The sequence below is a fragment of the Brevibacterium sp. S111 genome, assembly GCF_004745075.1.
Classification (GTDB): domain Bacteria; phylum Actinomycetota; class Actinomycetes; order Actinomycetales; family Brevibacteriaceae; genus Brevibacterium.
On record NZ_RHFH01000006.1, the window covers coordinates 201,094 to 225,214 of the forward strand.

21 protein-coding genes are annotated in these 24,121 nt (G+C 64.1%); 7 read left to right on the forward strand and 14 right to left on the reverse strand.

Annotated features, from left to right (window positions below; genetic code table 11):
- Nucleotide 1: 1 nt before the first annotated feature.
- A complete protein-coding gene (locus EB836_RS09015; protein WP_135539577.1) occupies nucleotides 2-1,372 on the forward strand; it encodes a PTS transporter subunit EIIC in 1,371 nt (456 codons plus the stop codon).
- Between the two features lie 45 nt (nucleotides 1,373-1,417).
- On the opposite strand, the gene EB836_RS09020 is transcribed toward EB836_RS09015, so the two are convergent.
- Complete coding sequence (locus tag EB836_RS09020; RefSeq protein WP_135539578.1) at nucleotides 1,418-2,392, reverse strand: hypothetical protein; 975 nt, start codon at nucleotides 2,390-2,392, stop codon at nucleotides 1,418-1,420.
- Between the two features lie 172 nt (nucleotides 2,393-2,564).
- Between EB836_RS09020 and EB836_RS09025 the strand changes: the two genes are divergently transcribed.
- Complete coding sequence (locus EB836_RS09025; protein ID WP_135539580.1) at nucleotides 2,565-3,386, forward strand: aldo/keto reductase; 822 nt, start codon at nucleotides 2,565-2,567, stop codon at nucleotides 3,384-3,386.
- A gap of 126 nt (nucleotides 3,387-3,512) precedes the next feature.
- On the opposite strand, the gene EB836_RS09030 is transcribed toward EB836_RS09025, so the two are convergent.
- Complete coding sequence (locus EB836_RS09030; RefSeq protein ID WP_135539582.1) at nucleotides 3,513-4,454, reverse strand: D-2-hydroxyacid dehydrogenase family protein; 942 nt, start codon at nucleotides 4,452-4,454, stop codon at nucleotides 3,513-3,515.
- Between the two features lie 452 nt (nucleotides 4,455-4,906).
- Here EB836_RS09030 and EB836_RS09035 point away from each other — a divergent pair, with 452 nt between their 5' ends.
- The 4 genes from EB836_RS09035 (at nucleotide 4,907) to EB836_RS09050 (ending at nucleotide 10,534) form a co-directional block, all read left to right on the forward strand.
- Nucleotides 4,907-5,887 carry an ABC transporter permease gene (locus EB836_RS09035; RefSeq protein ID WP_135539584.1) on the forward strand — a complete coding sequence of 327 codons (981 nt, stop codon included), beginning with the start codon at nucleotides 4,907-4,909 and terminating at the stop codon, nucleotides 5,885-5,887.
- Nucleotides 5,888-5,988: 101 nt separating this feature from the next.
- Complete coding sequence (locus EB836_RS09040) at nucleotides 5,989-6,861, forward strand: ABC transporter permease (protein ID WP_240689758.1); 873 nt, start codon at nucleotides 5,989-5,991, stop codon at nucleotides 6,859-6,861.
- A 5-nt stretch (nucleotides 6,862-6,866) separates the two neighbouring features.
- Nucleotides 6,867-8,612, forward strand: a complete 1,746-nt coding sequence (locus EB836_RS09045; RefSeq protein ID WP_240689760.1) for an ABC transporter ATP-binding protein — start codon at nucleotides 6,867-6,869, stop codon at nucleotides 8,610-8,612.
- Between the two features lie 212 nt (nucleotides 8,613-8,824).
- Nucleotides 8,825-10,534, forward strand: coding sequence for an ABC transporter family substrate-binding protein (locus tag EB836_RS09050; RefSeq protein ID WP_135539588.1), 1,710 nt, complete (start codon nucleotides 8,825-8,827; stop codon nucleotides 10,532-10,534).
- 206 nt (nucleotides 10,535-10,740) lie between these two features.
- Here EB836_RS09050 and ilvD read toward each other — a convergent pair whose 3' ends face one another.
- From ilvD to cysK, 7 genes are all read right to left on the reverse strand, one after another.
- A complete protein-coding gene (gene ilvD / locus EB836_RS09055) occupies nucleotides 10,741-12,453 on the reverse strand; it encodes a dihydroxy-acid dehydratase (RefSeq protein WP_135539589.1) in 1,713 nt (570 codons plus the stop codon).
- Nucleotides 12,454-12,597: 144 nt separating this feature from the next.
- Nucleotides 12,598-13,542, reverse strand: coding sequence for a 2-hydroxyacid dehydrogenase (locus EB836_RS09060; protein ID WP_135539591.1), 945 nt, complete (start codon nucleotides 13,540-13,542; stop codon nucleotides 12,598-12,600).
- A 67-nt stretch (nucleotides 13,543-13,609) separates the two neighbouring features.
- Nucleotides 13,610-14,074 carry a MarR family transcriptional regulator gene (locus EB836_RS09065; RefSeq protein WP_135539593.1) on the reverse strand — a complete coding sequence of 155 codons (465 nt, stop codon included), beginning with the start codon at nucleotides 14,072-14,074 and terminating at the stop codon, nucleotides 13,610-13,612.
- A gap of 1 nt (nucleotide 14,075) precedes the next feature.
- The gene (locus EB836_RS09070; protein ID WP_240689762.1) at nucleotides 14,076-14,777 is read right to left on the reverse strand and encodes a CE1759 family FMN reductase; all 702 of its coding nucleotides are present in this window, start codon (nucleotides 14,775-14,777) and stop codon (nucleotides 14,076-14,078) included.
- Entirely contained in the window at nucleotides 14,774-15,952 is a 1,179-nt protein-coding gene (locus EB836_RS09075) for an LLM class flavin-dependent oxidoreductase (RefSeq protein WP_135539595.1), read from the reverse strand. Before EB836_RS09075 ends, EB836_RS09070 begins: the two co-directional genes overlap by 4 nt.
- Before the next feature lie 191 nt (nucleotides 15,953-16,143).
- Nucleotides 16,144-16,887 (reverse strand): serine O-acetyltransferase, encoded by a 744-nt coding sequence (cysE, locus tag EB836_RS09080; RefSeq protein ID WP_135539701.1) that lies wholly within the window; start codon nucleotides 16,885-16,887, stop codon nucleotides 16,144-16,146.
- Between the two features lie 187 nt (nucleotides 16,888-17,074).
- On the reverse strand, nucleotides 17,075-18,001 hold the full coding sequence (gene cysK, locus EB836_RS09085; protein ID WP_135539597.1) for a cysteine synthase A: 927 nt from the start codon (nucleotides 17,999-18,001) through the stop codon (nucleotides 17,075-17,077).
- Between the two features lie 357 nt (nucleotides 18,002-18,358).
- Between cysK and def the strand changes: the two genes are divergently transcribed.
- Nucleotides 18,359-18,931, forward strand: a complete 573-nt coding sequence (gene def / locus EB836_RS09090) for a peptide deformylase (RefSeq protein ID WP_135539599.1) — start codon at nucleotides 18,359-18,361, stop codon at nucleotides 18,929-18,931.
- Nucleotides 18,932-18,986: 55 nt separating this feature from the next.
- Here def and EB836_RS09095 read toward each other — a convergent pair whose 3' ends face one another.
- From EB836_RS09095 to EB836_RS09115, 5 genes are all read right to left on the reverse strand, one after another.
- Nucleotides 18,987-20,021, reverse strand: coding sequence for a hypothetical protein (locus EB836_RS09095; RefSeq protein WP_240689764.1), 1,035 nt, complete (start codon nucleotides 20,019-20,021; stop codon nucleotides 18,987-18,989).
- 174 nt (nucleotides 20,022-20,195) lie between these two features.
- Nucleotides 20,196-21,677, reverse strand: coding sequence for an Asp-tRNA(Asn)/Glu-tRNA(Gln) amidotransferase subunit GatB (gatB, locus tag EB836_RS09100; RefSeq protein WP_135539601.1), 1,482 nt, complete (start codon nucleotides 21,675-21,677; stop codon nucleotides 20,196-20,198).
- Nucleotides 21,674-23,176, reverse strand: coding sequence for an Asp-tRNA(Asn)/Glu-tRNA(Gln) amidotransferase subunit GatA (gatA, locus tag EB836_RS09105; protein ID WP_135539603.1), 1,503 nt, complete (start codon nucleotides 23,174-23,176; stop codon nucleotides 21,674-21,676). The genes gatB and gatA overlap by 4 nt, the downstream gene beginning before the upstream one ends.
- Before the next feature lies 1 nt (nucleotide 23,177).
- The gene (gene gatC / locus EB836_RS09110; RefSeq protein WP_135539605.1) at nucleotides 23,178-23,483 is read right to left on the reverse strand and encodes an Asp-tRNA(Asn)/Glu-tRNA(Gln) amidotransferase subunit GatC; all 306 of its coding nucleotides are present in this window, start codon (nucleotides 23,481-23,483) and stop codon (nucleotides 23,178-23,180) included.
- Between the two features lie 168 nt (nucleotides 23,484-23,651).
- Entirely contained in the window at nucleotides 23,652-24,119 is a 468-nt protein-coding gene (locus EB836_RS09115) for a hypothetical protein (protein ID WP_135539607.1), read from the reverse strand.
- Nucleotides 24,120-24,121 lie beyond the last annotated feature (2 nt).

The window sequence follows — 24,121 nt, forward strand, 5'->3', positions numbered from 1 at the left end:
GATGACCACTGCATCCGCCGAGTCACCGAAGAAACGCAAGAGGACGGTGCCGGGATTCGCGCAACTTCAGCGCGTCGGCCGTTCTCTCATGCTCCCGATCGCGGTGCTGCCGGCCGCGGCCCTGCTGATGCGGTTCGGACAGCCGGACATGCTCGGTCCCGATGGTCTCGGCAAGTTCGCGGATTGGCTGCTGCCGGTAGCGACGGTCTTCGCCGCCGCCGGCTCCGCTCTGTTTGACAATCTGCCGCTGATCTTCGCCGTCGGTGTCGCCATCGGCTTCGCCAAGAAGGCCGACGGTTCCACGGCACTGGCTGCCGTCGTCGGCTATATGGTCCTCAACGGCGTCTTCACCGCGCTGGCTCCGGTCTTCGGCTCGGACAATGGTGAGGGTGAGAACGTCATCAACTACGGAGTGCTCGGCGGCATCGTCGTCGGTATCGTCACCGCGCTTCTCTATCAGCGCTACCACCGGATCAAACTTCCGACCTACCTCGGTTTCTTCGGCGGTCGCCGCTTCGTTCCGATCGTCACCGCGATCGCCTCGATGTTCATCGCTGTGATCATGGGCCTCATCTACCCTGTCTTCGACACTCTCATCAACAAGGGCGTGGGCGGCTTCCTCATGGAACACGGCGCCAACCCGGGCACTGGATTCGTCTTCGGCACCGTCAACCGACTCCTCATCCCATTCGGGCTTCATCACCTTCTCAACAATCTGCCGTGGTTCCAGTTGGGTTCGTGCACGAATTCCTCGGGAGACACCGTGCACGGCGACATCACGTGCTTCTTCTCCGGGGTGGACGGCACTGCTGATTGGACAGGATCGTTCATGACCGGCTTCTTCCCGATCATGATGTTCGCCCTGCCGGCCGCGGCCCTGGCGATCTATCGCACCGCCCATCCGAAGCGCCGCAAGGTCGTCGGCGGCATCATGCTCTCCGTGGCTCTCACCGCCTTCATCACCGGAATCACGGAACCGCTCGAATACGCATTCGCCTATGTCGCGTTCCCGCTCTACGCGGTCCATGCCGTGCTCACCGGTTCGTCGTTGGCGCTGGTGAATGCGCTCGGCATCAAATCCGGGTTCGGCTTCTCTGCCGGCGCTCTGGACTACCTGCTCAACCTGGGTCGCGCCTCCGAACTGTCAGGAGGCATCGGCCCCGTCCTCCTCCTGCTGGTCATCGGCCTGGCCTATGCCGTCGTGTACTATTTCCTCTTCCGCTGGGCGATCATCCGATTCAATCTGCACACACCCGGTCGCGAAGACGAAAACGAGAACGGCACCGAGGCTCCTTCCGTCTTCGATGAGGCTCAGGTCGCTGCCGAGGAGTCCACGGGCAAGAAGCGGGCTCAGGACGAAGGGCGAAGTTGACCTTCCGACGGCCGGCGTCGACTGCGCAGATCCGCGACCCTGGGCTCAGCCGCAGGTGTCATACTTTCCTCGCAGCTGATCGCGGACCGCGAGCGCACTGGGGGTGTAGTATTCGTCGGGCTCACGCTCCCACTTGCTGTCATGCACGTAGTCGCATCCTCCGACGCTCACGGTCGCTCCGGTCGCCAAACCGCTGCCGCTGTGAGTCGGCTGCCCTGCCGTCCACGAGAGCGTCCACGGCTGTGAGGTCCCGGCATCGATCCTGTCGATGATCGTCATCAGGCGCGGTGCTGCATCCGTTCCGGCTTCCAGACGCGCGGTCACAGAGTTGAGTCGGTCGTCGCTGATCTCAACCTTCTCCACTTCGGGAATACTCGGTCGAAGCACCCCGGCCAACCTGTTCTGCTCCTGTGCGGAATAGGGGAACATCACGGTCCACGCGGCTTGCCGATGGGGTGCGACGGTGGCCTGCACCCGGTCTCGTCCGACCACGGCTCGGACAGCGGAGACAGCGGTGTCAGCGTCGGCGCTCAAGCCCCGGACATCCAACGAGTCCGCCATGTCCGTGTCATTGCGGATCTGCCAGCTGATATGGTCGGGATGCAGTGACGCGTTCAGCTTCTTCATCCCCACCAGCCGCGGCCGCAGCTGATCAGCATCGGGCACGCCTCGAATATCTGCTGTGAAGTCCTCGAACCCCAGCGTCAGCCCACGACTGTAGTCTGCGAACTCTGATCCGACTTCGGCATTGAGCGTTGTTACGACATCGATGGCTTCGTCGTCAGCGGCTCCGGTCCCCATCCGGACTCGAAAGTCGAGTACCTGACCGGAATCGAACCCGTTCCGATAGGAGTGGTCGACGTCATCGACCCCGGGCATGCCAGAGAGCACACCGGCGATCTCTTCGGCCCGGTCGCTGAGGTCGGGGGTCGGGAGGCATCCGACCAGGCCGAGGAGGATTGCCGTCACGGTGAGGGCAAGCGGTGTCTGCCGGGGTCGTCGTCTGCTTCGCTGCTGCATACCCTCAGCCTATTCTCACCGCTCTGGCCGGGCCGGAGCAGGCAGTGACAGTTCTGGCACATGACTGCTTCACGCCTCACACCTGGGACGTGGCCATGGAATTCCACCGTCGACCTTGACGTTATAGGCTCGTGGCAAGACCACCACACAACCCGTGACGAAAGGCGGCACCATGACGGTTCCCACACTCACCCTCAACGACGGCAAGACGATCCCGCAGTTGGGCTTCGGTGTCTTCAAGGTCGACCCCGAGGAGACCGAGCGCATCGTCACCGATGCCCTCGAAGTCGGCTACCGCCACATCGACACGGCTGCCATCTACGGCAATGAGGAGGGCGTGGGCCGAGCGATCGCGAAGTCCGGGATCGCCCGCGACGAGCTCTTCGTCACCACGAAGCTGTGGAACGACCGCCACGGTGCCGAAGAGTCCAAGCGGGCGCTGGGCGAGAGCCTCGAAAAGCTCGGCCTCGACCACGTCGACCTCTACCTCATCCACTGGCCGACCCCGGAGAACAAGAACTCCGTCGAAACCTGGGAGGCCTTCCCCGCCTACCGCGACCAGGGGCTGACCACCTCGATCGGCGTATCGAACTTCGACCACCGCTACCTTCCGGAGATCCTCGACACCGGCATCATCCCGGCTGTCGACCAGATCGAGTGCCACCCGCAGTTCCAGCAGGTCGACACTCGTCCCGTGCTGGCAGCCAATGACATCAGGATCGAAGCCTGGGGACCGCTGGGCCAGGGCCAGGTCGACTACGCGAACACCGTCATCGGTGAGATCGCCGCGGCCCACGACAAGTCCTGGGCCCAGACCATCATCCGCTGGCACCTGCAGAAGGGCCACATCCTCTTCCCGAAGTCGAACAACCGCGACCGGATGGCGCAGAACTTCGACGTCTTCGACTTCGAGCTCAGCGATTCCGAGATCGCGTCGATCGATGCGCTGGAGAACGGCGGCCGCGTCTCTGCCGATCCCGCCGAGGTCAACTGACACTGTCCTGACAGGCCGGCCCTCACCGAGGCGGACCGCCCCTTGGCAGGGCCCGCCGGGCAATGCGGAAGCCGCCGGAGAGTTCCGACTCTCCGGCGGCTTCGTCGTCGTCAGCGGCTGGGGTCTCTAGCCGAGGACGCGGATCGGCTCGCCTGCGGCCCAGGCTTCGATGTCCTCAACTGCCTGAGTGAAGAAGATCCGGTACGTGTCCTCGGTGACATAGCCGAGATGCGGGGTGAGCACCGTGCGCGGGGTGCTGCGCAGACGGTGGCCGACCGGCAGTGGTTCGAGGTCATGGACGTCGAGTCCCGCGCCGCGGATCCGTCCCGCCTCCAGTGCCGCGATGAGCGCGTCGGTGTCGACGAGTCCCGCCCGGGAGGTGTTGACGAGGATGCTGTCTGGTTTCATGAGTTGAAGCTCGGCTGCCGAGACCAGAGCACGGCTGCGCTCACTGAGCTTGTAATGGATCGTGACGACGTCGGCGGTCGAGAACAGTTCCTCCCTGCTCACCGCTCGCACCCCCAGTGCTGCGGCCCGTTCGGCCTCGAGATTCTGGCTCCACGCCACGACGTCCATCCCGAAGGCCGCACCCACCCTGGCCACCTTCGTTCCCAGCCGGCCCAGACCGACGACGCCGAGGCGGTGTCCGTCGAGGTCTCCCCCGACGCTCGTCTGCCAGCCTCCGCTGCGGACCGAGGCGTCCTCGGCCGGGATGCTGCGCAGAACGGAGAGGATGAGTCCCCAGGTCAGCTCCGGCGTCGCCGAGGTGGTCGACTCGGTTCCGCAGACCACGATCCCCTGCGTATGCGCCGCCTCCACATCGATGGAGGCATTCACCCGCCCCGTGGTCACGAGCAGCCGCAGATCCGGCAGTCGTGCCAGTCGGCCGGCCGTGAACGCGGTTCTCTCCCGCATCGCCACGACCACCTCGGCGCCGGTGAGCACCTTGACCAGGTCATCGTCGTCGACGATGGGACGGTGGACGAACTCGACCTCGGAGTCAAGACGGGACCAGTCCGCGAAATCCGCGGCCACCTGCTGATAGTCATCGAGTACGACGATGCGCATGTCATTCCCCTCGGTCTGTCCGCGAGTCCGTGCGACGACTGCGTCGCTCCATCACCATCTGAACAAATCCTCGTGCAGACACGATCAGCGCCCCGCAGCCGATACCCAGAGCACCAGCCGCAAGCCATGAACTGTAAGTCAGACCCGCGAAGATGAACCCAGCCACCGCGATGAGCCCAACCGGCCATGTCGGCAGATTTCGATGTTCCAGGACATCGCTCACCGCGACCGCGGCAACGGCCCCGATAGCCACGATGGCGACATCTATCCAAATCACGAGACTAATCATATCGTCAAATTTTTTAGGATGCCTTGCTGAAATTGTCCAAATGTCGGATACCCTGAATGTAGTACACGTCACATCTGATCACCGTCGACCACAAGGGTTCCACCTGGAATGAAGACTTTCCCCAACCTGAGCAAACGACAAAGGAGTCTCAGTGCTTAGGTTCATGTCCATCCGAACACTGACCTACCTGATTCTGGCATTCGTCGCCTCCAGCTTCGCCTACCTTCTGGCCGCCGGCCTGATGCATCCCGAAGCAATCCTCTACCCTCCCATCGCGAAGGAACCGGTCCCCCTCGAGACCGCGCAGCAGTACTTGGATGCTCGCAACATCAATCCGGATGTGCCGCTGTTCCAGCGGTATGCGAACTGGCTCGGCGGATTGGTCCGCGGTGACCTCGGCGTCACCACAGGCACCAATAAGGCGATGGTCCCGGTCTGGGAAGAGCTGCTCAACCGTGTGCCCATCAGCCTGCGCCTGGTGCTGCTCGGTACGATCATCGGAACCGTTCTCGGCGTCGCCCTCGGAATGGTCTCGGCTGTTCGCCGCCGCTCGATCGACGACCGGGCCTTCACCTTCGGTTCGTTTCTCATCCTGGCCCTTCCGACACCGGTGATCATCCTCATCGTCCAACAGATCAACCAAGGTGTCCTCGACCTCACCGGCTGGGGTCTGCCGGCTATCAACCCCATCAATCCTCTCCTCGAGCCCGGGTCATGGGACGCGATCTCCTATCAGATCAAGGCTCTGGTGATGCCGACGATCGTTCTCACCGCAACTGCCGCAGCTTCGTATTCCAGGTATATGAAAGTCACGGCCCTTGACGTGCTCGGCAGCGACTATCTGAGAACGGCTCGCGCGAAGGGGCTTCGCCGCGGCCAAGCGATGACACGCCACGGTCTGCGCATGGCTCTGATCCCCATGGGACAGTACTTCGCGTTTGCAGTCGGGGCGGCTTTCGCCGGCTCGCTGTTCGTTGAGCTCATGTTCAACTGGCAAGGCATCGGCCGCTTCGCCATTTCCTCGATTTCGCTGGCCGACGTGAACGGAACGGTGGGAGTTGTGCTCTACACAGCCGTACTGACCCTGCTGTCAGCAACCCTTGCAGATTTCCTGCAGGGCGTCCTCGATCCCCGGGTGAGGTGAGAGCATTGAGTAAAGAGAGTTCAGGAGTCTGGAACACGACGCTCGGTACACCAGATCCGACACATGTGCCAGATCCGGACCGGACCGACGAGAATGTTCACGTGCCGGCACCCCTCGGACGGACGGCTCTCATCCGACGCAGGTTCTTCCGCAGCTCGGGTGCCTGGATCGGACTGACGACCTTCGTGCTGCTGATCCTCGTCGCGATCTTCGCGCCGATGATCTACCAGTACGGGCCGTTCGAACGCGATCTCGCGAATTCACTGACCGGACCGACGCAGTACCATTGGTTCGGAGTCAACGAAAACGGACTCGACATCTTCGCCCGAACCATGCAGGGACTGAGGATCTCGCTGGTCATCGGTATCGGCACCGCCATCCTCACCTCGCTCCTCGCAGTACTCGTCGGCACCGTTGCCGGCTACGTCAGCAGCAAAGGAAAATGGGGCGCGATTGCCGACGGATTCCTCGTCAACCTGACGAACCTCTTCCTCGTCGTCCCCGCGCTTCTGCTGATGATGCTCTTCAGCCCGGCGCTCCAACAGGCATCATGGCTGTGGATGATCCCGCTGCTGTCTCTGTTCGCCTGGATGCTCACCGCTCGTGTCCTGCGCGCCATGACCCAGCAGCTGGTCAGGACCGAATACGTCGAAGCGGCCAAGTTCATGGGAGTCAATCCTGTCGTCAACATCCTGCGTCACATCATTCCCAATATCGCCAGCTGGATCATCATCGACACGACGCTCGGCGTCAGTGCTGCGATCCTCGGCGAAACCGGTCTGTCGTTCATCGGCTTCGGCATTCAGTACCCGCAGGTCTCGCTGGGAACTGTGCTCCAGGACTACAACATCTCAGCTCCGTACACCTGGATCCCGCCCGCAATGGTGCTCGCGGCGCTCGTCATCTCCATCAACATGATGGGCGAGGCGCTGCGAGACGCCCTCGACCCGACCAGCGATTCCAGCAGACTCTGAGGCCGATGACAATGACTGACACTGTGCTCACAGTGAACGATCTGAGCGTATCGTTCCCGTCCGAAACCAACACCGTTCATGCGGTCCAGAACCTGTCCTACGAGGTCAGGAAGGGCGAGGCCCTGGCGATCGTCGGGGAATCCGGTTCGGGCAAATCCGTCAGTTCGCTGGCCGTGATGGGGCTGCTGCCGGTCAACGCGAGCGTCTCTGGTCGCATCGACCTGCTCGGCCGCAACATGTTCGAGCTCAATGACAGACAACTGTCCACCCTCCGCGGAAACACGGTTTCGATGGTGTTCCAGGACCCATTGTCGGCTTTGACTCCCGTCTACGAAGTCGGTCGACAGATCTCCGAGGTCGTTCGGATCCATCACCCCGAGGTATCACAAGCCAAAGCTGATGCGCGCTCGGTCGAACTCCTCGACTCTGTCGGCATCCCGGATCCGAGCAGGCGCGCCAAACAGTATCCGCACGAGTACTCCGGCGGAATGCGGCAACGAGCCATGATCGCCATGGCGATCGCCAATGAACCCGAACTCATCATCGCCGACGAACCGACAACCGCCCTGGACGTCACTATCCAGGCGCAGGTGATGGACCTGCTCAAGTCGGCACAGGAAATGCTTGGTGCCGCCACCGTTCTCATCACGCATGACATGGGCGTGGTGGCCGGGTTCGCCGACCGCGTCTTGGTCATGAAGGAATCGCGGATGGTTGAGGAAGGGGATGTCGAGGAGATCTTCTACAGACCCAGGGAGAAGTACACCCGAGATCTCTTGGCCGCAGTGCCGCGTATCGATCTCGACGATCCGAGCGAATCGAAGAGCATCGCGGGTTCGGCGATGGCCAAAGTTGCTGAGGTCTCCGAGACCCTCCTCCCTCGGGAGAAGCGTCCCGTCGTCCTCGAGGTGACCGACCTCGAACGCATCTTCCCTATCACCAAGGGTGCGCTCATCCGTAAGAAGATCGGCGAGCAACGGGCCGTAGACGGCATTTCGTTCGACATCCGTGAAGGCGAATGCCTTGCTCTGGTCGGTGAATCCGGATCGGGTAAGACCACTACCCTGCTGGAGATCATGCAGCTGCGCAAGCCGCAGAAGGGCACGATCAGGATCAACGGCAAAGACACTTCTTCGCTCACTCGCGCAGACCGAGCGACGATGCGCAGCGACGTGACGGTAGTGTTCCAAGACCCGATGGCGGCACTGGATCCGAGGATGCCGATCAGCGACATCCTCAAGGAGCCGATGCAGGTTCAGGGGTACAGCAAGGAACGTATGAATGAGCGGGTCGATTGGCTGCTGACGACCGTCGGCCTCACGCCCGAACATGCTTCTCGGTATCCGGCCCAGTTCTCCGGCGGTCAGCGACAGCGTGTGGGGGTGGCTCGCGCACTGGCCTGCGAGCCGAAACTCATCGTTCTCGACGAGCCGACCAGCGCCCTGGACGTCACTGTTCAGGCCGGAGTGCTGAAGATGCTTGCCGACCTCAGGTCCCGATTGGGCGTGAGCTTCCTATTCGTCTCCCACGATCTGTCGGTCGTCCGTCACATCTCCGACCGCATCGCGGTGATGAAGTCCGGAAAGCTGGTCGAAATAGGAGACACCGCAAACGTCTTCGACGACCCGCGGCACGCGTACAGCCGCGAGCTGCTTGCTGCAGTTCCGATCCCTGATCCGGCCAAGGCCCGGGCTCACCGCAGCACCACGATCGATGCCGAGGCGTTCTCCGGTTTTGGTGAGTCCCGATGACGAGAGAACTCATCGCTCTTGCCGGCTGTCACTCGCCCCCGGCCGTTCGACTGCGCGCCCGAACCGTAAAGGAGCATCCAACAAGCAACGTCTCAAGAGCTTGACCACCATGTGAGTTCGTGGTGAGGACACCACCGGCTCAGCTTCTCAGCCCCGCACCGGCCGAATACCGTCGCAAGGCGGCGGCCTCGAAATCAAAGGAGATGCAGAAAATGATTCTCAGAAAGAAGTTCACCTGCGGAGTCGCCGCCATGGCAATCGCGGGTCTCGCGCTGGCAGGGTGTTCTCAAGCACCCGAAGGCGGCGGCAAGGACGGCGATGACAATGCGCTCGACGCCAGCGCCAATGAGATCAATGCGAAAGACCGCGGTGAGGTCGGCGACGGAGGCGACCTGCGACTGACGAACAATGCGTTCCCCGCGAACTGGAACATCCTCAATCTCGACGGATACGAGACCAATACCAACGACATGATGGATATGATCTATCCCGATCTGTACAGCTACACGGCCGATGGCGAGGTCGTCCCGAACAAGAACTACACGAAACGCCTCGACGTGGTCTCCGAGGATCCTCTCGTCGTCGAGATCGAACTCAACGAGGGTATGAAGTGGTCGGACGGCACTCCGATCGACTACAAGTCCATTGAAAATGTCTTCAAGACGATGGACGGGTCGAAGGAGGACTACAATATCGTGTCCTCCGAGGGCTATGACCAGGTCAAGAAGATCGAGAAAGGCGACAACGACCTCACTGCCAGGGTGACGTTCAAAGAACCTTACGCGGACTGGAAGGGGCTGGCCGACGTTGCCCCCGACTCTCTCGTCAAGGATGCAAAGACCTTCAACGATGCGTGGGTCGATGGTCCGAAGGTCACCGCAGGACCGTACAAGGTCAAGAAGATCGATTCGAAGAACAAGACCGTCCAGATGGAGCCCGATGACAACTGGTGGGGAGACAAGGCTCCCCTGGATTCTGTCCTCATCACCACGATCGAAGATCCTTCGGCAGCGGCCTCAAGCTTCCAGAACGGACAGCTCGATGCCATTGAGACCACGGTTCCTGCCCAATACTCTGTCGTCAAGCCGATGATCGACAATGGTGCCGAACTGCGCCGCGCATCAGCACCGGATTGGAGCCACATCACTCTCAACGGTGAAAAGGGCGGACCGTTGGCTGATGAGACTCTGCGCCAGGCGGTCTTCAAGACCCTCGACCGCAAGGAGATCTTCCTCTCGGTCAACTCGACGATGCCTTACCCGAAGGACACCGAGCAGCTCAACAACCGCATGCTCATGACCAATCAGAACGGGTACAAGGACACCTCTGACGGTCGCGCCGATGCTGACGCGGACGCCGCAAAGAAGATGCTCGAAGACGCCGGCTACGAGTACGACGACTCGGGCAAGGCGACGAAGGACGGCGAGCCGATCACACTCGAATACGTCTACAACGACGGTTCGAAGACGAACGAAGCAGTCCTGCCCGTTGTCCAGGAGAACCTCAAGGAGATCGGTGTCACAGTCAAGGAGCACAAGGTTCCGCCGACGGATCTCTTCGCCAAGTACATCGATCCCGGCAAGTACGATATGACGCTGTTCGGCTACTCAGGCAACCCGTTCCTCTCCAGCGGCGACTCGATCTGGAAGACCAATGGCGGCCAGAACTTCAGCAACATCGGTGATAAGGAAGTCGACAAGCTCCTCAACAAGGCAGCGACTTCCACCGATGAAGACGAGCGAGCAGATCTGATGAATCAGGCAGACGATAAGCTCTGGGACGTCGCCGGCGTCATCCCGCTGTGGCAGTCCTACGACTTCTTCGTCGTCAACCCCGACCTCGCCAACTACGGCGCCTTCGGCTTCGAAAGCCCCGACTGGACGAAGATCGGATACGTCAAGGGATCTGACAAGCTCAAGTGATCCTCAGGTGATTCTCGTCTGAGTGGCTGGGGCCGCTGCCGACAGGCAGCGGCCCCAGTTGCTTCCTCCGTTCCCTCTCCCTGCTTCGGCAGTGCCAACGGAAAACGCACAGAAGCGCCGAGGTGGCGCAGACGAATCGTCTGCGCCACCTCGGCGCTGGTGTTCGTTCTGCCGCGGACGACGGTCAGCGGCTGATCAGGACATGCTCAGAAGCAGACCGCGCCCTTCGACGCCGACTGCACGAGCTTCGCGTACTTGCCGAGCACACCGGTCAGGCGGTGGTTGTCCGGGATCGTCCAGGTCTTGCGACGTTCGGCGAGCACCTCCTCATCGACGTGGAGCTCGATGGAGCGAGCGGCGATGTCGACGGTGATTTGGTCCCCGTCCTCGACGAGTGCGATCGGGCCGCCGTCGACGGCCTCGGGAGCGATGTGGCCGATGCACAGACCGGTCGATCCTCCGGAGAATCGGCCGTCGGTGAGCAGCAGGACGTCCTTGCCGATTCCTGCGCCCTTGATGGCTCCGGTGATCGCGAGCATCTCGCGCATTCCGGGGCCGCCCTTGGGACCCTCATAGCGGATGACGACGACATCGCCCTTCTTCAGCTCACCGTTGAGCACGGCGTCCATGGCCGGCTTCTCCTGGTTGAACACGCGCGCCGTGCCTTCGAAGACGTCGGCGTCGAAGCCGGCCGACTTCACCACGGCACCTTCGGGTGCCAGCGATCCCTGCAGCACGGTGAGACCGCCGGTGGCGTGGATCGGATTGTTCAGGGCCCGCAGGATCTTCCCGTCCGGGTCCGGAGGGTTGATGGACTCGAGGTTCTCGGCCACGGTCTTGCCGGTCACCGTCATGCAGTCGCCGTTGAGCAGCCCGTTGTCGAGCAGGGCCTTCATGATCACGGGCACGCCGCCGATCTTGAAGACGTCGTTCATCACGTACTGGCCGAAGGGCTTGACGTTGCCCAGGTGCGGGACCTTATCGCCGATGCGGTTGAAGTCGTCGAGCTCGAGGGTGACACCGGCCTCGTGGGCGATGGCCAGCAGGTGGAGCACGGCATTGGTCGAGCCGCCGAAGGCCATGACCACGGCGATCGCATTGTGCAGCGATTCGCGCGTGATGATGTCCTTCGTCGTGATGCCGCGACGCAGCAGTTCGACGACGGCTTCGCCAGACTTCCGCGCGAACATCGTGCGGTTGCGGTGGATGGCCGGCGGGGCGGCCGAGCCGGGCAGCGACATGCCCATGGCTTCGGCCGCAGAGGCCATGGTGTTCGCCGTGTACATTCCGCCGCAGGCACCCTCACCGGGGCAGACGGCGCGCTCGATGGCGTCGACGTCACCTTGGGTGATCGTCCCCGCCCGGCAGGCGCCGACGGCTTCGAAGGCGTCGATGAGGGTGACTTCCTTCTCCGAGCCGTCCGAGAGCTTCGCCGTCCCCGGCATGATCGAACCGTTGTAGAGGAACACGCTGGACAGCCCGAGGCGGGCGGAGGCCATGAGCTTTCCGGGAATCGACTTGTCGCAGCCGGCCATGAGGACCGAACCGTCGAGCCGCTCGGCACTCATCACCGTTTCGACGGAGTCGGTGATGACCTCGCGGGAGACCAGCGAGTAGTGCATGCCCTCATGGCCCATGGAGATGCCGTCGGAGACCGAGATGGTTCCGAACTCCAACGGGAAGCCGCCGGCCTCGTGGACACCTTCTTTGGAGGCCTGGCCGAGGCGCTGCAGCGACATATTGCAGGGCGTGATCTCGTTCCACGAGGTCGCGATGGCGATCTGGGGTTTGACCCAGTCGTCGTCGCCCATGCCGACGGCGCGCAGCATGCCGCGCGCAGCGGTGGCTTCGAGCCCATCGGTGACATCGCGGGAACGGGGTTTGATGTCGGGGGTGTTCGTGTTCGTATCGATGCTCATGCAGGCATGCTACGCCCGATTCCAGCATCCGCACGCCCGACTCTCGCATGGTGGAACCTCTCCTGGGCACCATGCGAGAGTCGGTCGCTCAGCCGACGATTCGACCCTGCTTAGGTCAGGCTCTCATGACCTATTGTCGGTGCCTCAGATCTTGACGAGGTTGACCGGTTTCTCACCGTCGTTGATCCGGCGGACCTGCTCGGCGAGGATCTTCACGACCCGCGGCTCGAAGGCCGAGGTGTCCCCGCCGACATGCGGAGTCACGAGCGTATTCGGCGTCCCCCACAACGGGTGATTCCGCGGCAGCGGCTCGGGGTCGGTGACGTCGAGAGCGGCGTGGAGGCGCCCGGTCGTCAGCTCGGCCACGAGAGCGTCGGTATCGACGACCTTGCCGCGGGCGACATTGACGATGAGCGCATTGTCGGGCAGCAGTCCGAGGAACTCGGCATCGACGAGGTGGTGCGTGCCCTCGTTGAGCGGGGTGATGAGCACGACCACCTCGGTGTGGGGAAGCAGCTGGGGCAGCTCATCGACGCCGTGGATCTTGCCGCGGTCGTCCTCACGCGCACTCGAGGCGACACGGGTGAGCTGAACTTCGAACGGGTCGAATCGGTCGGCGATGGCCGAACCGATCTCGCCGACGCCGACGATCATCACCCGACGATCCTGCAGGGACCGGTACCGGTGATGCTCCCACGTCCGGGAGACCTGTGAGCGCACGGCGTCATCGATGCCGCGCAGGCTCGCCAGGGTCAGGGCGAGCGCGAGCTCGGCGGTTCCTCCGGTGTGCACTCCCGAGGCGGTCGCGACCTCGATGCCGCGCTCGGGCAGATGCGCCACGGGGTCGTAACCGGTCGTCTGGGTGATGACGAGCCGCAGGTTCGTCAGCTCGTCGAGCATCTCGATGGTCGGGCCGGAATTCAGATACGGCAGGACGACGACGTCGACGTCATCGTGGCTGAGCTTCGGCGAACGCTCGGCATCGGAGAAGACGACGAGGTCGACATTGGCCCGTTGGTGGGCGGGGATCTGGGCGATCACCCGGTTGCGGAGCTCGGAATTCGGGAATGCGATCGTGGTGATGGACATGCCCTCATTCTGACACGCCGCCCGAACCGGCGCCGAGACCTTCATCACTCTGAGATGACCGGCCTCGTCACTCAGGCAGAGCGCGTCCGATCCGCGCGAACACCGACTGGAGGACCTCAAGCTCCTCATCGCTGACATGCTCGAAGAAGATCTCGTCGACATAGTCCTTGTGCTGCGATCCGGCGGCGAGGAACGCCTGCGCCCCGGCCTCGGTGAGCGCCACATTGTGGGCACGCCCGTCCTCGGGACACGGAGTCTTCGTCACCAGCCCCGAGTCTTCGAGGACCTTGATCCGGTAGTTCAGTCGCGACGGCGAGAACACGAGTTTCCTGGCCAGGGCACTCATCGTCAGCGTCCGCTCGGGCGCCTCCCACAGCAGGAGGAGCGTGTTGTAGTCACTGACGGTCAGACCCGCATCGTTCTTCAGCTGCGCCTCGAGGGCCTGGCGGACCCGCTGCGATGTCTCGAAGTAGGTCCGCCAGGCGTTCTGCGCCAGGGCCTCCCGGCCGAGGCCGAATCTGATCTCGGTCATCTCAGCCCTCGAGCAGCTGCGCGAACGGAGTGATGCGTTCGGGGTCGAACTCATCTCCGCCGCGCTCACCCGAAACCGCGCCGAAGACGGATCGTGCGGGCGCGGATTCCGGGTCGTCCGCCTCGGCGAGGTCATCGACTCCGAGCCCGGTCAGGCTCGCGGTCAGCGAGACGAGCTCTTCGGCGGCCTGCCGGATGCGCGCATTGAGCGCCCGGCCGCCTTCGACGGAACCCCAGTCGTCGGTGGCGGCGAAGACCGTGGTCGGCACGACGATGCCCTTGAGATAGGCGAGCATCGGCCGCAGCACCGCGTCCCCGGCCAGGGAATGTCGGGCGGTGCCGCCGGTGGAGGCGATGAGCACGGGGGTGCGTGCCAGCGTCCGATCGTCGATGAGCTGCCAGAACAGTGTGTGCAGCCCGACCGGGGCGGCCTTGTAGACGGGGGCGACCGAGACGATGGCGTCCGCGTTCGCGACCGTCGTGAACGCCGCCTCCAGCGCTTCGGACCGGAAGCCGGTCAGGGTCATATCCGTGAGCGCAGTGGCGAGGCTGCGGACGTTGATGATCTCGGTGTCCACCTCGGTGCCCACGGACTCCCCCACCGAGGCGGCTGTGGCGAGGATCCGTTCGGTGAGTTTGAGTGTGGTCGAGTCCTCGCTGAGCGAGGTGTTCACGGCCACGATCTTCATCGTCTGCGTGCTCATGCCTGGTCGGCTCCTTCCTTCTTCGCTTCGGCGGCGCGTGCCTGCCGATCCTCGTATGCTCGCGAACCGGGTGCGCCGCCGGGGACCGGGTCGCGGCCCTCGCGGTGGCGGATGACGAGCGATTCGTGGGTCGGGGCGTCGGGGACATCGGCGGGCCGACCCTTCGCGAATTCCTCACGCAGCACCGGGATGACCTCTTCGCCGAGGAGGTCGAGCTGCTCGAGCACGGTCTTGTGCGGCAGCCCGGCATGGTCGATGAGGAACAGCTGGCGCTGGTAGTCCCCGGCCCAGTCCCGGAAGCCCAGGGTCCGCTCGATGACCTGCTGCGGCGAGCCGACGGTCAACGGGGTCTGAGTCGAGAAGTCCTCGAGGCTGGGGCCGTGGCCGTAGACCGGGGCGTTGTCGAAGTAGGGCCGGAATTCGCGCACGGCATCCTGAGAGTTCTTGCGCATGAACACCTGTCCGCCGAGGCCCACGATCGCCTGGCTCGCTGTGCCGTGCCCGTAGTACTCAAAACGCTGCCGGTACAGCTGGACCATCCGGGCGGTGTGCGAGGTGGGCCAGAAGATGTTGTTGTGGAAGAACCCGTCACCGTAGTAAGCGGCCTGTTCGGCGATCTCGGGACTGCGGATCGAACCGTGCCAGACGAAGGGCGGAACCTCGTCCAGCGGAGTGGGCGTGACGGTGAAGCCGTTGAGAGGAGTGCGGAACTTGCCCTCCCAATCGAGGTTCTTCTCCCGCCAGAGACGGTAGAGCAGGTTGTAGTTCTCGACGGCCAGCGGAACACCCGAGCGGATGTCCTTGCCGAACCAGGGGTAGACGGGCCCGGTGTTGCCGCGCCCCATGATGAGGCTGATGCGGCCGTCGGAGAGGTGCTGGGCGTACGAGTAGTCTTCGGCGATGCGCACGGGGTCGGTCGTGGTGATGAGCGTGGTCGCCGTGGAGAGTTCGAGCGTCTGTGTCTGTGCGGCGATATTGGCCAGCAGCACCGGCGGGTTCGCGGGAGCCACGAACGGCGGATTGTGATGCTGGCCGGTGGCGAAGACGTCGAGGCCGACCTCTTCCGCCTTCTTCGCGATCTCCACGGTGTTCTTGATCCGCTGGTGTTCGCTGACCGTGGTGCCGTCGGTGGGGTCGGTCGTGACATCCCCGATGGTGAAGATTCCGAATTCCATGTCTGCTCCTGCTTCTCGGGACTGCGTTCACTAGCTTCAATTTTGAAGTAACTAGTTGAAAGCTTAACAGACATGGTCATGGAAGTATTCCCGGGGATCGATCGAGGCTGAGGACGGGGACCGATCGAGGCTGAGAACACAGAAGTGCCCCACCTCCGAGGCGGGGCACTTCGCGGGAAGCTCGGCTGAGGTCAGATCCAGAGCGCGGGATCCTCGAGGACGAAGTCCGGGTACTTCGCTGCGCTCTCCGCGTCCGCGGAGGACGTCGAGTCAGCGGCATCCGCGCTGGACTTCGCGCCGCCAGAGGCGGAGGAGGCGGCCCCCGTCTCCTCGACGACGGCGTCGGGCTTCCTCTTCGCGCGCACCGTCGCGGGAATCCCCACGGCACTCGAATCCGCTGCGACGTCCTTGACGACGACGGCGTTGGCGCCGACAGCAGAATTGTCGCCGACGACGACGGGACCGAGGATCTTCGCCCCCGCGCCGATGAGCACATGATTGCCGATCGTCGGATGCCGCTTCGTCTGCGCCATCGAGGTGCCGCCGAGCGTCACCTGGTGGTAGAGCATGACATCATCGCCGATCTCCGAGGTCTCGCCGATGACGACTCCATTGGCGTGGTCGATGAAGAACCGACGGCCGATCTTCGCTCCCGGGTGGATCTCGACCCCGGTGAGCGTGCGCACCATCTGCGACATGAGACGCGCCGGGGTCTTGCCGGAATCGCGCTGCCAGAGCCTGTGCAGTCCGCGGTGAGCCCAGATCGCGTGCATTCCCGGATACGAGACCAAGGAGACGAAATCACTCGTCGCCGCGGGATCACGCCGGCGCACGGTCTCGAGGTCTTCGCGCAGGGTCTTGCGCACCTCGGGGCGGCTGAGCCCATAGACCGCCGCTCCCGCGGCCGCAGCGGCCGCCGTCCACAGTGCTTTCATCATGTCCGTCCTCGTGCTCACTCGTCGTGTCTGGTCTGCTTTGATTCTGCACCTGCGCCACCTCGGTGTGCGGCCTCGGTGTGTCGCTGCGCTTCGGTCGGGCCGTGCCGCCTCGTTCTCGTCGACAGATCCGAGACAGCGAGGGCGCCAAACCGGAGTTTGACGCCCTCATGCCGATGCCTCGGTGTCAGTCGAGGTACTCGGAGAACAGCGGGGTCGACAGGTAGCGCTCACCGAAGTCGGGCAGGATCGCGACGACGCGCTTGCCGGCGTTCTCCGGCCGGGCGCCGACCGCCTCGGCGGCAACGAGCGCGGCACCGGAGGAGATGCCCACGAGCAGCCCCTCTTCCTTCGCGACTTCACGGGCACGGTCGATGGCGGCATCGTTCTCAACGGCGACGACCTCGTCGTAGATCTCGGTGTCGAGGATGCCGGGGACGAAGTTCGCGCCGAGGCCCTGGATGGCGTGCGGGCCGGCCTTGCCTTCGGTCAGCAGCGGCGAGGCGGCGGGTTCGACGGCGACGATCTTGACGTCGGGGTTGGCCTCGCGCAGGGCAGCGCCGGCACCGGAGATGGTGCCGCCGGTGCCGATGCCGGAGACGAAGATGTCGACCTTGCCGTCGGTGTCGGCGAGGATCTCGGGGCCGGTGGTCGACTTGTGGATCTCAGCATTCGCCTGGTTCTCGAACTGGCGCACGAGCACAGCGCCGTCAGCGGCGAGTTCCTCAGCCTTGGCGACAGCGCCCTTCATGCCCTCGGCCTTGTCGGTGAGGACGAGCTCGGCACCGAAAGCGCGCAGCAGTGCACGACGCTCCTTCGACATCGACTCCGGCATGGTCAGCTTCACCTGGTACCCGCGGGAGGTGCCGACCATCGCCAACGCGATGCCGGTGTTGCCCGAGGTGGCCTCGACGATCGTGCCGCCGGGCTTGAGCTCACCCGACTTCTCTGCCGCGTCGATCATGGCCACGCCGATCCGGTCCTTGACGGAATTGCCGGGGTTGTACGACTCGAGCTTGGCGACGATCTCGGCACCGGTTCGCTCGCTGGCCTTGTTGACGCGGATCAGCGGCGTACGGCCGACCAGGTCGGAGACATTGTTGAAGATGGTCAATGTAAGTCCTTTCACGCTTCTGTATTCACCCACCGCCACAGGCCCTCACTGTTTGGCAGACCTGCTGAGACAGGGATTGAGCGACAGCTGGCATCTCGTGGTCCGAGACGGCTTGTGCTCATCTTAACCACGCCTCCCCTGAACATGTTCCCAGAATTGTTGCTCAACAATCCGTGTTCGCTCGCGGCGAAACCATTCGACTTATCGTGTAACATTCGGCGTTCCTGCGGCGAGGACTCGTGAACGTCGATCGCATACGACCCTTCAACCGCTGAGCAATCGGGACCGGCTTCTCGCGCCCGCGGCAGCACGGGTGCCGGGCGCGGCGCGGACGTCGATACCGATACGATTGTGCTCATGGCTATTCATCCCATCGTCGTCTACGGCGAGCCCGTTCTGCATCGCCGGGCCGAGAAGATCACCGAGTTCGACGAGGCTCTCGCCGCGCTCGTCGCTGACATGCACGAGACGCTTGACGCCAGCAACGGCGTCGGCCTGGCCGCACCGCAGATCGGCGTCGGCAAGGCTATCTTCGTCTTCAACGCCGATGACGATCACGGCGTCCGCCGCCGCGGCACCTTCGTCAACCCCATCCTCATCGCCTCGAAAGTCCCCGATACCCGCCCGGATCCCGAGGACGAGTCCGAGGGGTGCCTATCGGTGCCCAGTCTCGACTTCCCCCTCAAGCGCGCCGACCGGGTCACCGTCAACGGCGTCGATGAATCGGGACGGCCGGTGACGCTCACCGCCGAAGGCTGGTTCGCCCGCATCATGCAGCACGAGTACGACCACCTGCAGGGGACTCTCTACGTCGACCGGTTGGACAAACGCTGGTCGAAGAAGTGGAAAAGTGCGCAGGCGGCCCACGGCTACAACGAACCCGGCCGTTCCTGGATGCCGGGAGTCGACCCGGACCCCTTCGGACACTGAGGAGATCGGGCCTCGAGTTCGTCGATGGACTCAGGCCTCGAGTTCGTCGATGGACTCAGGCCTCGAGTTCGTCGATCGACTTCTGTGCCGCGGCCAGTCGGGTGTCGAAGTCGTCGAAGTCATCGGCCGTCTCGTCGAGTTCAGCGACGAGACCGGAGATGATCGACGATTGTGATTCCGCATCGATGCGCAGCTCCCGGAACTGCCAGTCGGCGGAATCGTCGGCGGCGGTGCGGGAGAGCACGTCGAGGACGCGGTCACCGAGTTCGCGTGAGCGTTCGGAGTTGTGCAGCAGCATGAGCTGCTCGTCGAGTTCCAGCAGCCGTTCATAGTACTCGTACATCGACTCGACTCGATGCGCCATCGAGGTGAAGGCGACGGCCAGCTTCTGCAGATAGGTCTCAACCGACTTCGCGGTTCCCGCATCACGGATGCCCTCGATCTCCTCCCGCAGGCTCACGAGTTCCTGCAGACGGATGCCCACGGATGCCACAGCATGGTCGAGGTCGACTCGCGAGACATGGTCTCTGAGGATCGGATGGGTCCACGCACGGGTCCGAACGATCTTGCGGGCGATCATCACGGCCAGGTGGAACAGACGCTGCTCATCGGTGTCGCGCCCGTCTTTGCGCCCGGCGACATAGCCGAGGCTGGCCGGGGTGATCCAGCGGGCGCCGGTGGCCGTGGAACGATTCTTCCGGCTCAGGCGCTTCGGATCACGCAGGTATTTCGGCCCGGTGACGGCGGCGAAGATACCGGTGCCCACCGCTGTGGCCGCTCCCATCCCGCCGAAGGTCAGTGCCGCGTCCCCGAACCCTGACAGCAGGGCGATCCCTCCGGGTGCGGCGAATCCGGCGGTCATGGCCGTACCGGCGGCGGTGCCGCCTTTGAAGAGAACACTCGAGCGGAAGAAGTTGCGGCCCATCCCGCCGGTGAGCATGATCGCGCTCGGCGCTCCTGCCGTGTATCGGTAGCCGCGGGCATTCCACGCGCGCATGACGTCGTCGTTGACGCTCTCGGGCACGAGGACCCGATAGATCGGGGCCGTCTTCCCGCACTCTCTCTTCCACAGAGACTTCCACTCGGACACCGTTTCACCTCCACGCGTGTGGTGCACGACTGCGGCACCCAGACTGCCGAGGGGAATCGGCAGCGACCGCAGGAGAATGCGGAAAAGCCACACCCTCCGCTGTGCTCGGGAGCCGGTCGGCTCCCTTGGACGCACAGTCTAGAGGGTGTGGCTGGATCAATCCTGAGTCGAAGCTCAGCCGTTGATCTTCGCGAGGATGAGATCCTTGGCCTTGCCGGCATCGGCCTGACCGCGGGTGGCCTTCATGATCGGGCCCATGAGCGCACCGATGGCCTGCATCTTTCCGCCCTTGATCTTCTCGACCACATCGGGGTTGGCTGCGATGGCCTCCTCGACTGCGGCTTCGAGAGCTCCGGTGTCCTCGACGATCTCGAGGTCACGGGCCTTCATCACCTCGGCGGGGTCGCCCTCACCGGCAGCGACTCCGGACAGGACGTCCTTGGCCAGCTTGTCGTTGAGTTTGCCCTGACCGATGAGCTCGACGAGCTCGGCCACCTGTGCAGGGGTGACGAGCTCGGTGGGGCGCTTCTCTTCCTGGTTCGCCAGGCGGGCGACCTCACCGGTCCACCACTTGCGGGCCTGGGCCGGCTTCGTGCCGGCGGCCACGGTGTCCTCGATGGCCTCCAGCAGTCCGGCGTTGACGATGTCACGCATCTCGAGATCGCTGAAATTCCACTCGGCGAGCAGCCGCCGACGCTTCTGCGCCGGCAGCTCGGGCAGAGTCGCCCGCAGCTGCTCGACCCAGTCGCGGCTGGGCTCCAACGGTACGAGATCCGGTTCCGGGAAGTAGCGGTAGTCATCGGCATCGGACTTCGGCCGTCCCGAGGAGGTCTCGCCGGTCTCTTCGTGGAAGTGACGGGTCTCCTGGACGATCTTCTCGCCGGCCTCGAGCAGGGTCGCCTGGCGGGCGATCTCGAAGCGCACGGCGCGTTCGATCGAGCGGAAGGAGTTGACGTTCTTCGTCTCCGTGCGGGTGCCCAGCGGAGCATCGGGGCTCTCGCGCAGGGAGACGTTGACGTCGGCGCGGACATTGCCCTGTTCCATGCGGGCCTCGGAGACGTCGAGGGCGCGGAAGATGTCCCTCAGCGTGCGCACATAGGCTGCGGCCACCTCGGCGGCGCGTTCTCCCGTCCCGGTGATCGGGTGGGTGACGATCTCCACGAGGGGAACACCGGCGCGGTTGTAGTCGACGAGCGAATGGTCCGCGCCCTGGATGCGGCCGGTGGCCCCGCCCACATGCGTGTTCTTGCCCGCGTCCTCCTCCATGTGGGCGCGTTCGACGGGGACGGTGACGATGGTGCCGTCCTCGAGTTCGACCTCGACCTGACCTTCGGAGGCGATGGGCTCATCGGACTGGCTGGTCTGGAAGTCCTTGGGCACGTCCGGGTAGAAGTAGTTCTTGCGTGCGAACCGGCAGGTCTCGGCGATCTCGCAGCCGAGCGCCAGACCGATCTTGATCGCGTACTCCACGCCCTTCTCGTTGACCACGGGCAGGGACCCGGGCAGACCGAGAGACGTGGGGGTCACGTTCGTGTTCGGTCCCCCGCCGAAGGTGTTGGGGGCGGCATCGAACATCTTGGTCGCGGTGCCGAGCTCGACGTGGACCTCGATGCCGATGACCGGATCGTACTTCTTGATCGCGTCTTCGTATTTCACTTGGCTTCCAGTCCTTCCGCGAGAGTGTCGAGCACACGTCCGCCGGCAGATTCGAGTGCGGCTTCGAGCGGTCCTGCCACCTCGTAGAGCTTGATGTCTTCGCGGGCCGGGGCCAGTATCTGGAATCCGACGGGCAGACCGTCGGCCAGTCCTGCCGGCAGCGACAGACCGGGGATGCCGGCGAGGTTCGCCGGGATCGTGGCGACATCGCCGAGGTAGAGGGCCATGGGATCCGCGGCCTTCTCCGCGCCGAACTTCAGCGCGGTGGTCGGAGCGGTCGGGGACACGAGGACGTCGGCGGCTTCGAAGGCCTTGGCGAAGTCGTTCTGGACCAGGGTGCGGATCTTCTGCGCCGAACCGTAGTAGGCGTCGAAGTATCCGGCCGACAGCGCGTAGGTGCCGAGGATGATGCGGCGTTTGACCTCATCACCGAAACCGGCGGCGCGGGTGGCCGACATGACGGTCTCCGCGGTGACGGGCCCGGACTCGGGTTCGACCCGCAGACCGTAGCGCATGCCGTCATAGCGGGCGAGGTTCGATGATACTTCGGAGGGCATGATGAGGTAGTAGGCGTCGAGCGCATAGGAGATCGCCGGGCAGTCGACCTCGACGATCTCGGCACCGGCGGCTGCTGCGACATCGAGGGCGGCGGAGAACGCGTCGCGCACTCCGTCCTGGTAGCCCTCGCCGCGCAGCTGCTTGATCACGCCGAGCTTCTTGCCCTTGAGGTCACTGGTCTGTGCGGCATCGAGGAACCCGCCGACCGGTTCGGGCAGCGAGGTCGAGTCGAGCGGATCGTGTCCGGCCAGCAGCTCATGCAGGGCCGCGGCGTCGGCGACGGACCGGCCCATCGGGCCGACCTGGTCGAGGCTTGAGGCCATGGCGATGATGCCGAACCGGGAGATCGATCCGTAGGTCGGCTTGACGCCGACGGTGCCGGTGAACGCGGCGGGTTGGCGGACGGAGCCACCGGTGTCGGTGCCCACGGACAGCGGTGCCTGGAATCCGGCCAGTGCAGCCGCCGCACCGCCGGAGGAGCCGCCGGGAACATGGTCGAGGCTCCACGGGTTGCGGGTGTCACCGAAAGCCGAGTGCTCGGTCGTCGATCCCATCGCGAATTCGTCGAGGTTGGTCTTGCCGAGCACCGGCAGACCGGCGGCCTTGACCTTGTTGTGCACCGTCGACTCGTACGGCGGCACCCAGTTCTCAAGCATCTTCGAACCAGCGGTCGTGCGCACCCCCTCGGTGACGACGAGGTCCTTGAGCGCGACCGGCACACCGGCGAGCGCATGGACGTCCTCACCGGCTGCGCGCTTGGCGTCGACGGCCTTCGCGGTCTGCAGTGCCAGCTCGTCGGTGACGGTGATGAAGGAGTTGAAGTCATCCTCGGTGGCGGCGATGCGGTCGAGGTGCGCCTGAGTGACCTCGACGGAGGAGAACTCGCCGGACTTCAGTCCTGCCGCGAGTTCGAGTGCGCTCTTATTCGTCATCTCTGTCATCTCATACCTCCCCGAGGATCTGCGGAACGAGGAACTTGTCATCGGCTGCGGCCGGGGCCGAAGCCAGGGCCTGCTCGCTGCTCAGCGTCTCGCCCACGACATCGGGTCGCATGACGTTCGTCAGCGGGATCGGATGGCTCGTCGCGGGCACATCGTCGCCGGCCACTTCGTTGATCCTGGCGACGTTTCCCAGAATTGTGCTCAGGTCACCGGCGAGCGATTTCAGCTCGTCTTCGCTCATGGCGATCCGAGACAGTGAAGCCAGATGCTCCACCTGTTCGGGGGTGATTGCGGAAGACTCCGTCATTCCCTGCCTTTCATCGTCGTTAACACTGCCACCCAGTCTAATCGCTTCCCCGGACGCAGTTTCGTGGGCGTGATGTGAGCTTCCCCGAAACCCCTATTACTACTCGACGGCGGCGCAGCAACCTCGCGCGAGGTTGCTGCGCCGCCGTCGAGTAGTAATAGGGGTGGGTTAGGCGGGGAGGCGTTCGGGCCAGGTGCGCTCGCCGTGGATGTAGCCGGCGATGTCGGCGAGCACCCGGTCGGCGTCGGCCTGGGCGAACTCTCCAGCAGCGACTCCGGCCTGCAGGTCAGCGGCGAGCTCGGACACGCGAGCATGAGCGGCATCGGGGGTGGCAGCAACGAGTGTGCTGGCGGTGGAGACGATGCCGGCAGCGTCGGTGCCGGCGGCCGCGGTGTCGACGATGGTGCCTTCGACGATCTGATGCGATCCGCCGTCAGCAGCGGCCGACTCCTCGGGGCGGTTGGTCGGCGGTGTGTTCGTGCGCTGGGACGTCAGAGCAGGCTGAGCACTGCGTTTGGTCGACTGCGGTCCTGGATTGAGCACCAGGTCGGCCAGTCCTGCCGTCACCGGCACCGCCGTCAGGGCGCCGGCGACGACCACGCAGGTACCGGCGAGGAGTCGGGGAATCCATCTCATGT

What these genes read in the sequence shown, in the direction of transcription:
- EB836_RS09015 (WP_135539577.1), top strand. Translation starts at nt 2, where the DNA reads ATGACCACTGCATCCGCCGAGTCACCGAAGAAACGCAAGAGGACGGTG.
- EB836_RS09020 (WP_135539578.1), bottom strand. Translation starts at nt 2,392, where the DNA reads ATGCAGCAGCGAAGCAGACGACGACCCCGGCAGACACCGCTTGCCCTC.
- EB836_RS09025 (WP_135539580.1), top strand. Translation starts at nt 2,565, where the DNA reads ATGACGGTTCCCACACTCACCCTCAACGACGGCAAGACGATCCCGCAG.
- EB836_RS09030 (WP_135539582.1), bottom strand. Translation starts at nt 4,454, where the DNA reads ATGCGCATCGTCGTACTCGATGACTATCAGCAGGTGGCCGCGGATTTC.
- EB836_RS09035 (WP_135539584.1), top strand. Translation starts at nt 4,907, where the DNA reads ATGTCCATCCGAACACTGACCTACCTGATTCTGGCATTCGTCGCCTCC.
- EB836_RS09045 (WP_240689760.1), top strand. Translation starts at nt 6,867, where the DNA reads ATGACAATGACTGACACTGTGCTCACAGTGAACGATCTGAGCGTATCG.
- EB836_RS09050 (WP_135539588.1), top strand. Translation starts at nt 8,825, where the DNA reads ATGATTCTCAGAAAGAAGTTCACCTGCGGAGTCGCCGCCATGGCAATC.
- ilvD (WP_135539589.1), bottom strand. Translation starts at nt 12,453, where the DNA reads ATGAGCATCGATACGAACACGAACACCCCCGACATCAAACCCCGTTCC.
- EB836_RS09060 (WP_135539591.1), bottom strand. Translation starts at nt 13,542, where the DNA reads ATGTCCATCACCACGATCGCATTCCCGAATTCCGAGCTCCGCAACCGG.
- EB836_RS09065 (WP_135539593.1), bottom strand. Translation starts at nt 14,074, where the DNA reads ATGACCGAGATCAGATTCGGCCTCGGCCGGGAGGCCCTGGCGCAGAAC.
- EB836_RS09070 (WP_240689762.1), bottom strand. Translation starts at nt 14,777, where the DNA reads ATGAGCACGCAGACGATGAAGATCGTGGCCGTGAACACCTCGCTCAGC.
- EB836_RS09075 (WP_135539595.1), bottom strand. Translation starts at nt 15,952, where the DNA reads ATGGAATTCGGAATCTTCACCATCGGGGATGTCACGACCGACCCCACC.
- cysE (WP_135539701.1), bottom strand. Translation starts at nt 16,887, where the DNA reads ATGAAAGCACTGTGGACGGCGGCCGCTGCGGCCGCGGGAGCGGCGGTC.
- def (WP_135539599.1), top strand. Translation starts at nt 18,359, where the DNA reads ATGGCTATTCATCCCATCGTCGTCTACGGCGAGCCCGTTCTGCATCGC.
- gatA (WP_135539603.1), bottom strand. Translation starts at nt 23,176, where the DNA reads ATGACAGAGATGACGAATAAGAGCGCACTCGAACTCGCGGCAGGACTG.
- gatC (WP_135539605.1), bottom strand. Translation starts at nt 23,483, where the DNA reads ATGACGGAGTCTTCCGCAATCACCCCCGAACAGGTGGAGCATCTGGCT.
- EB836_RS09115 (WP_135539607.1), bottom strand. Translation starts at nt 24,119, where the DNA reads ATGAGATGGATTCCCCGACTCCTCGCCGGTACCTGCGTGGTCGTCGCC.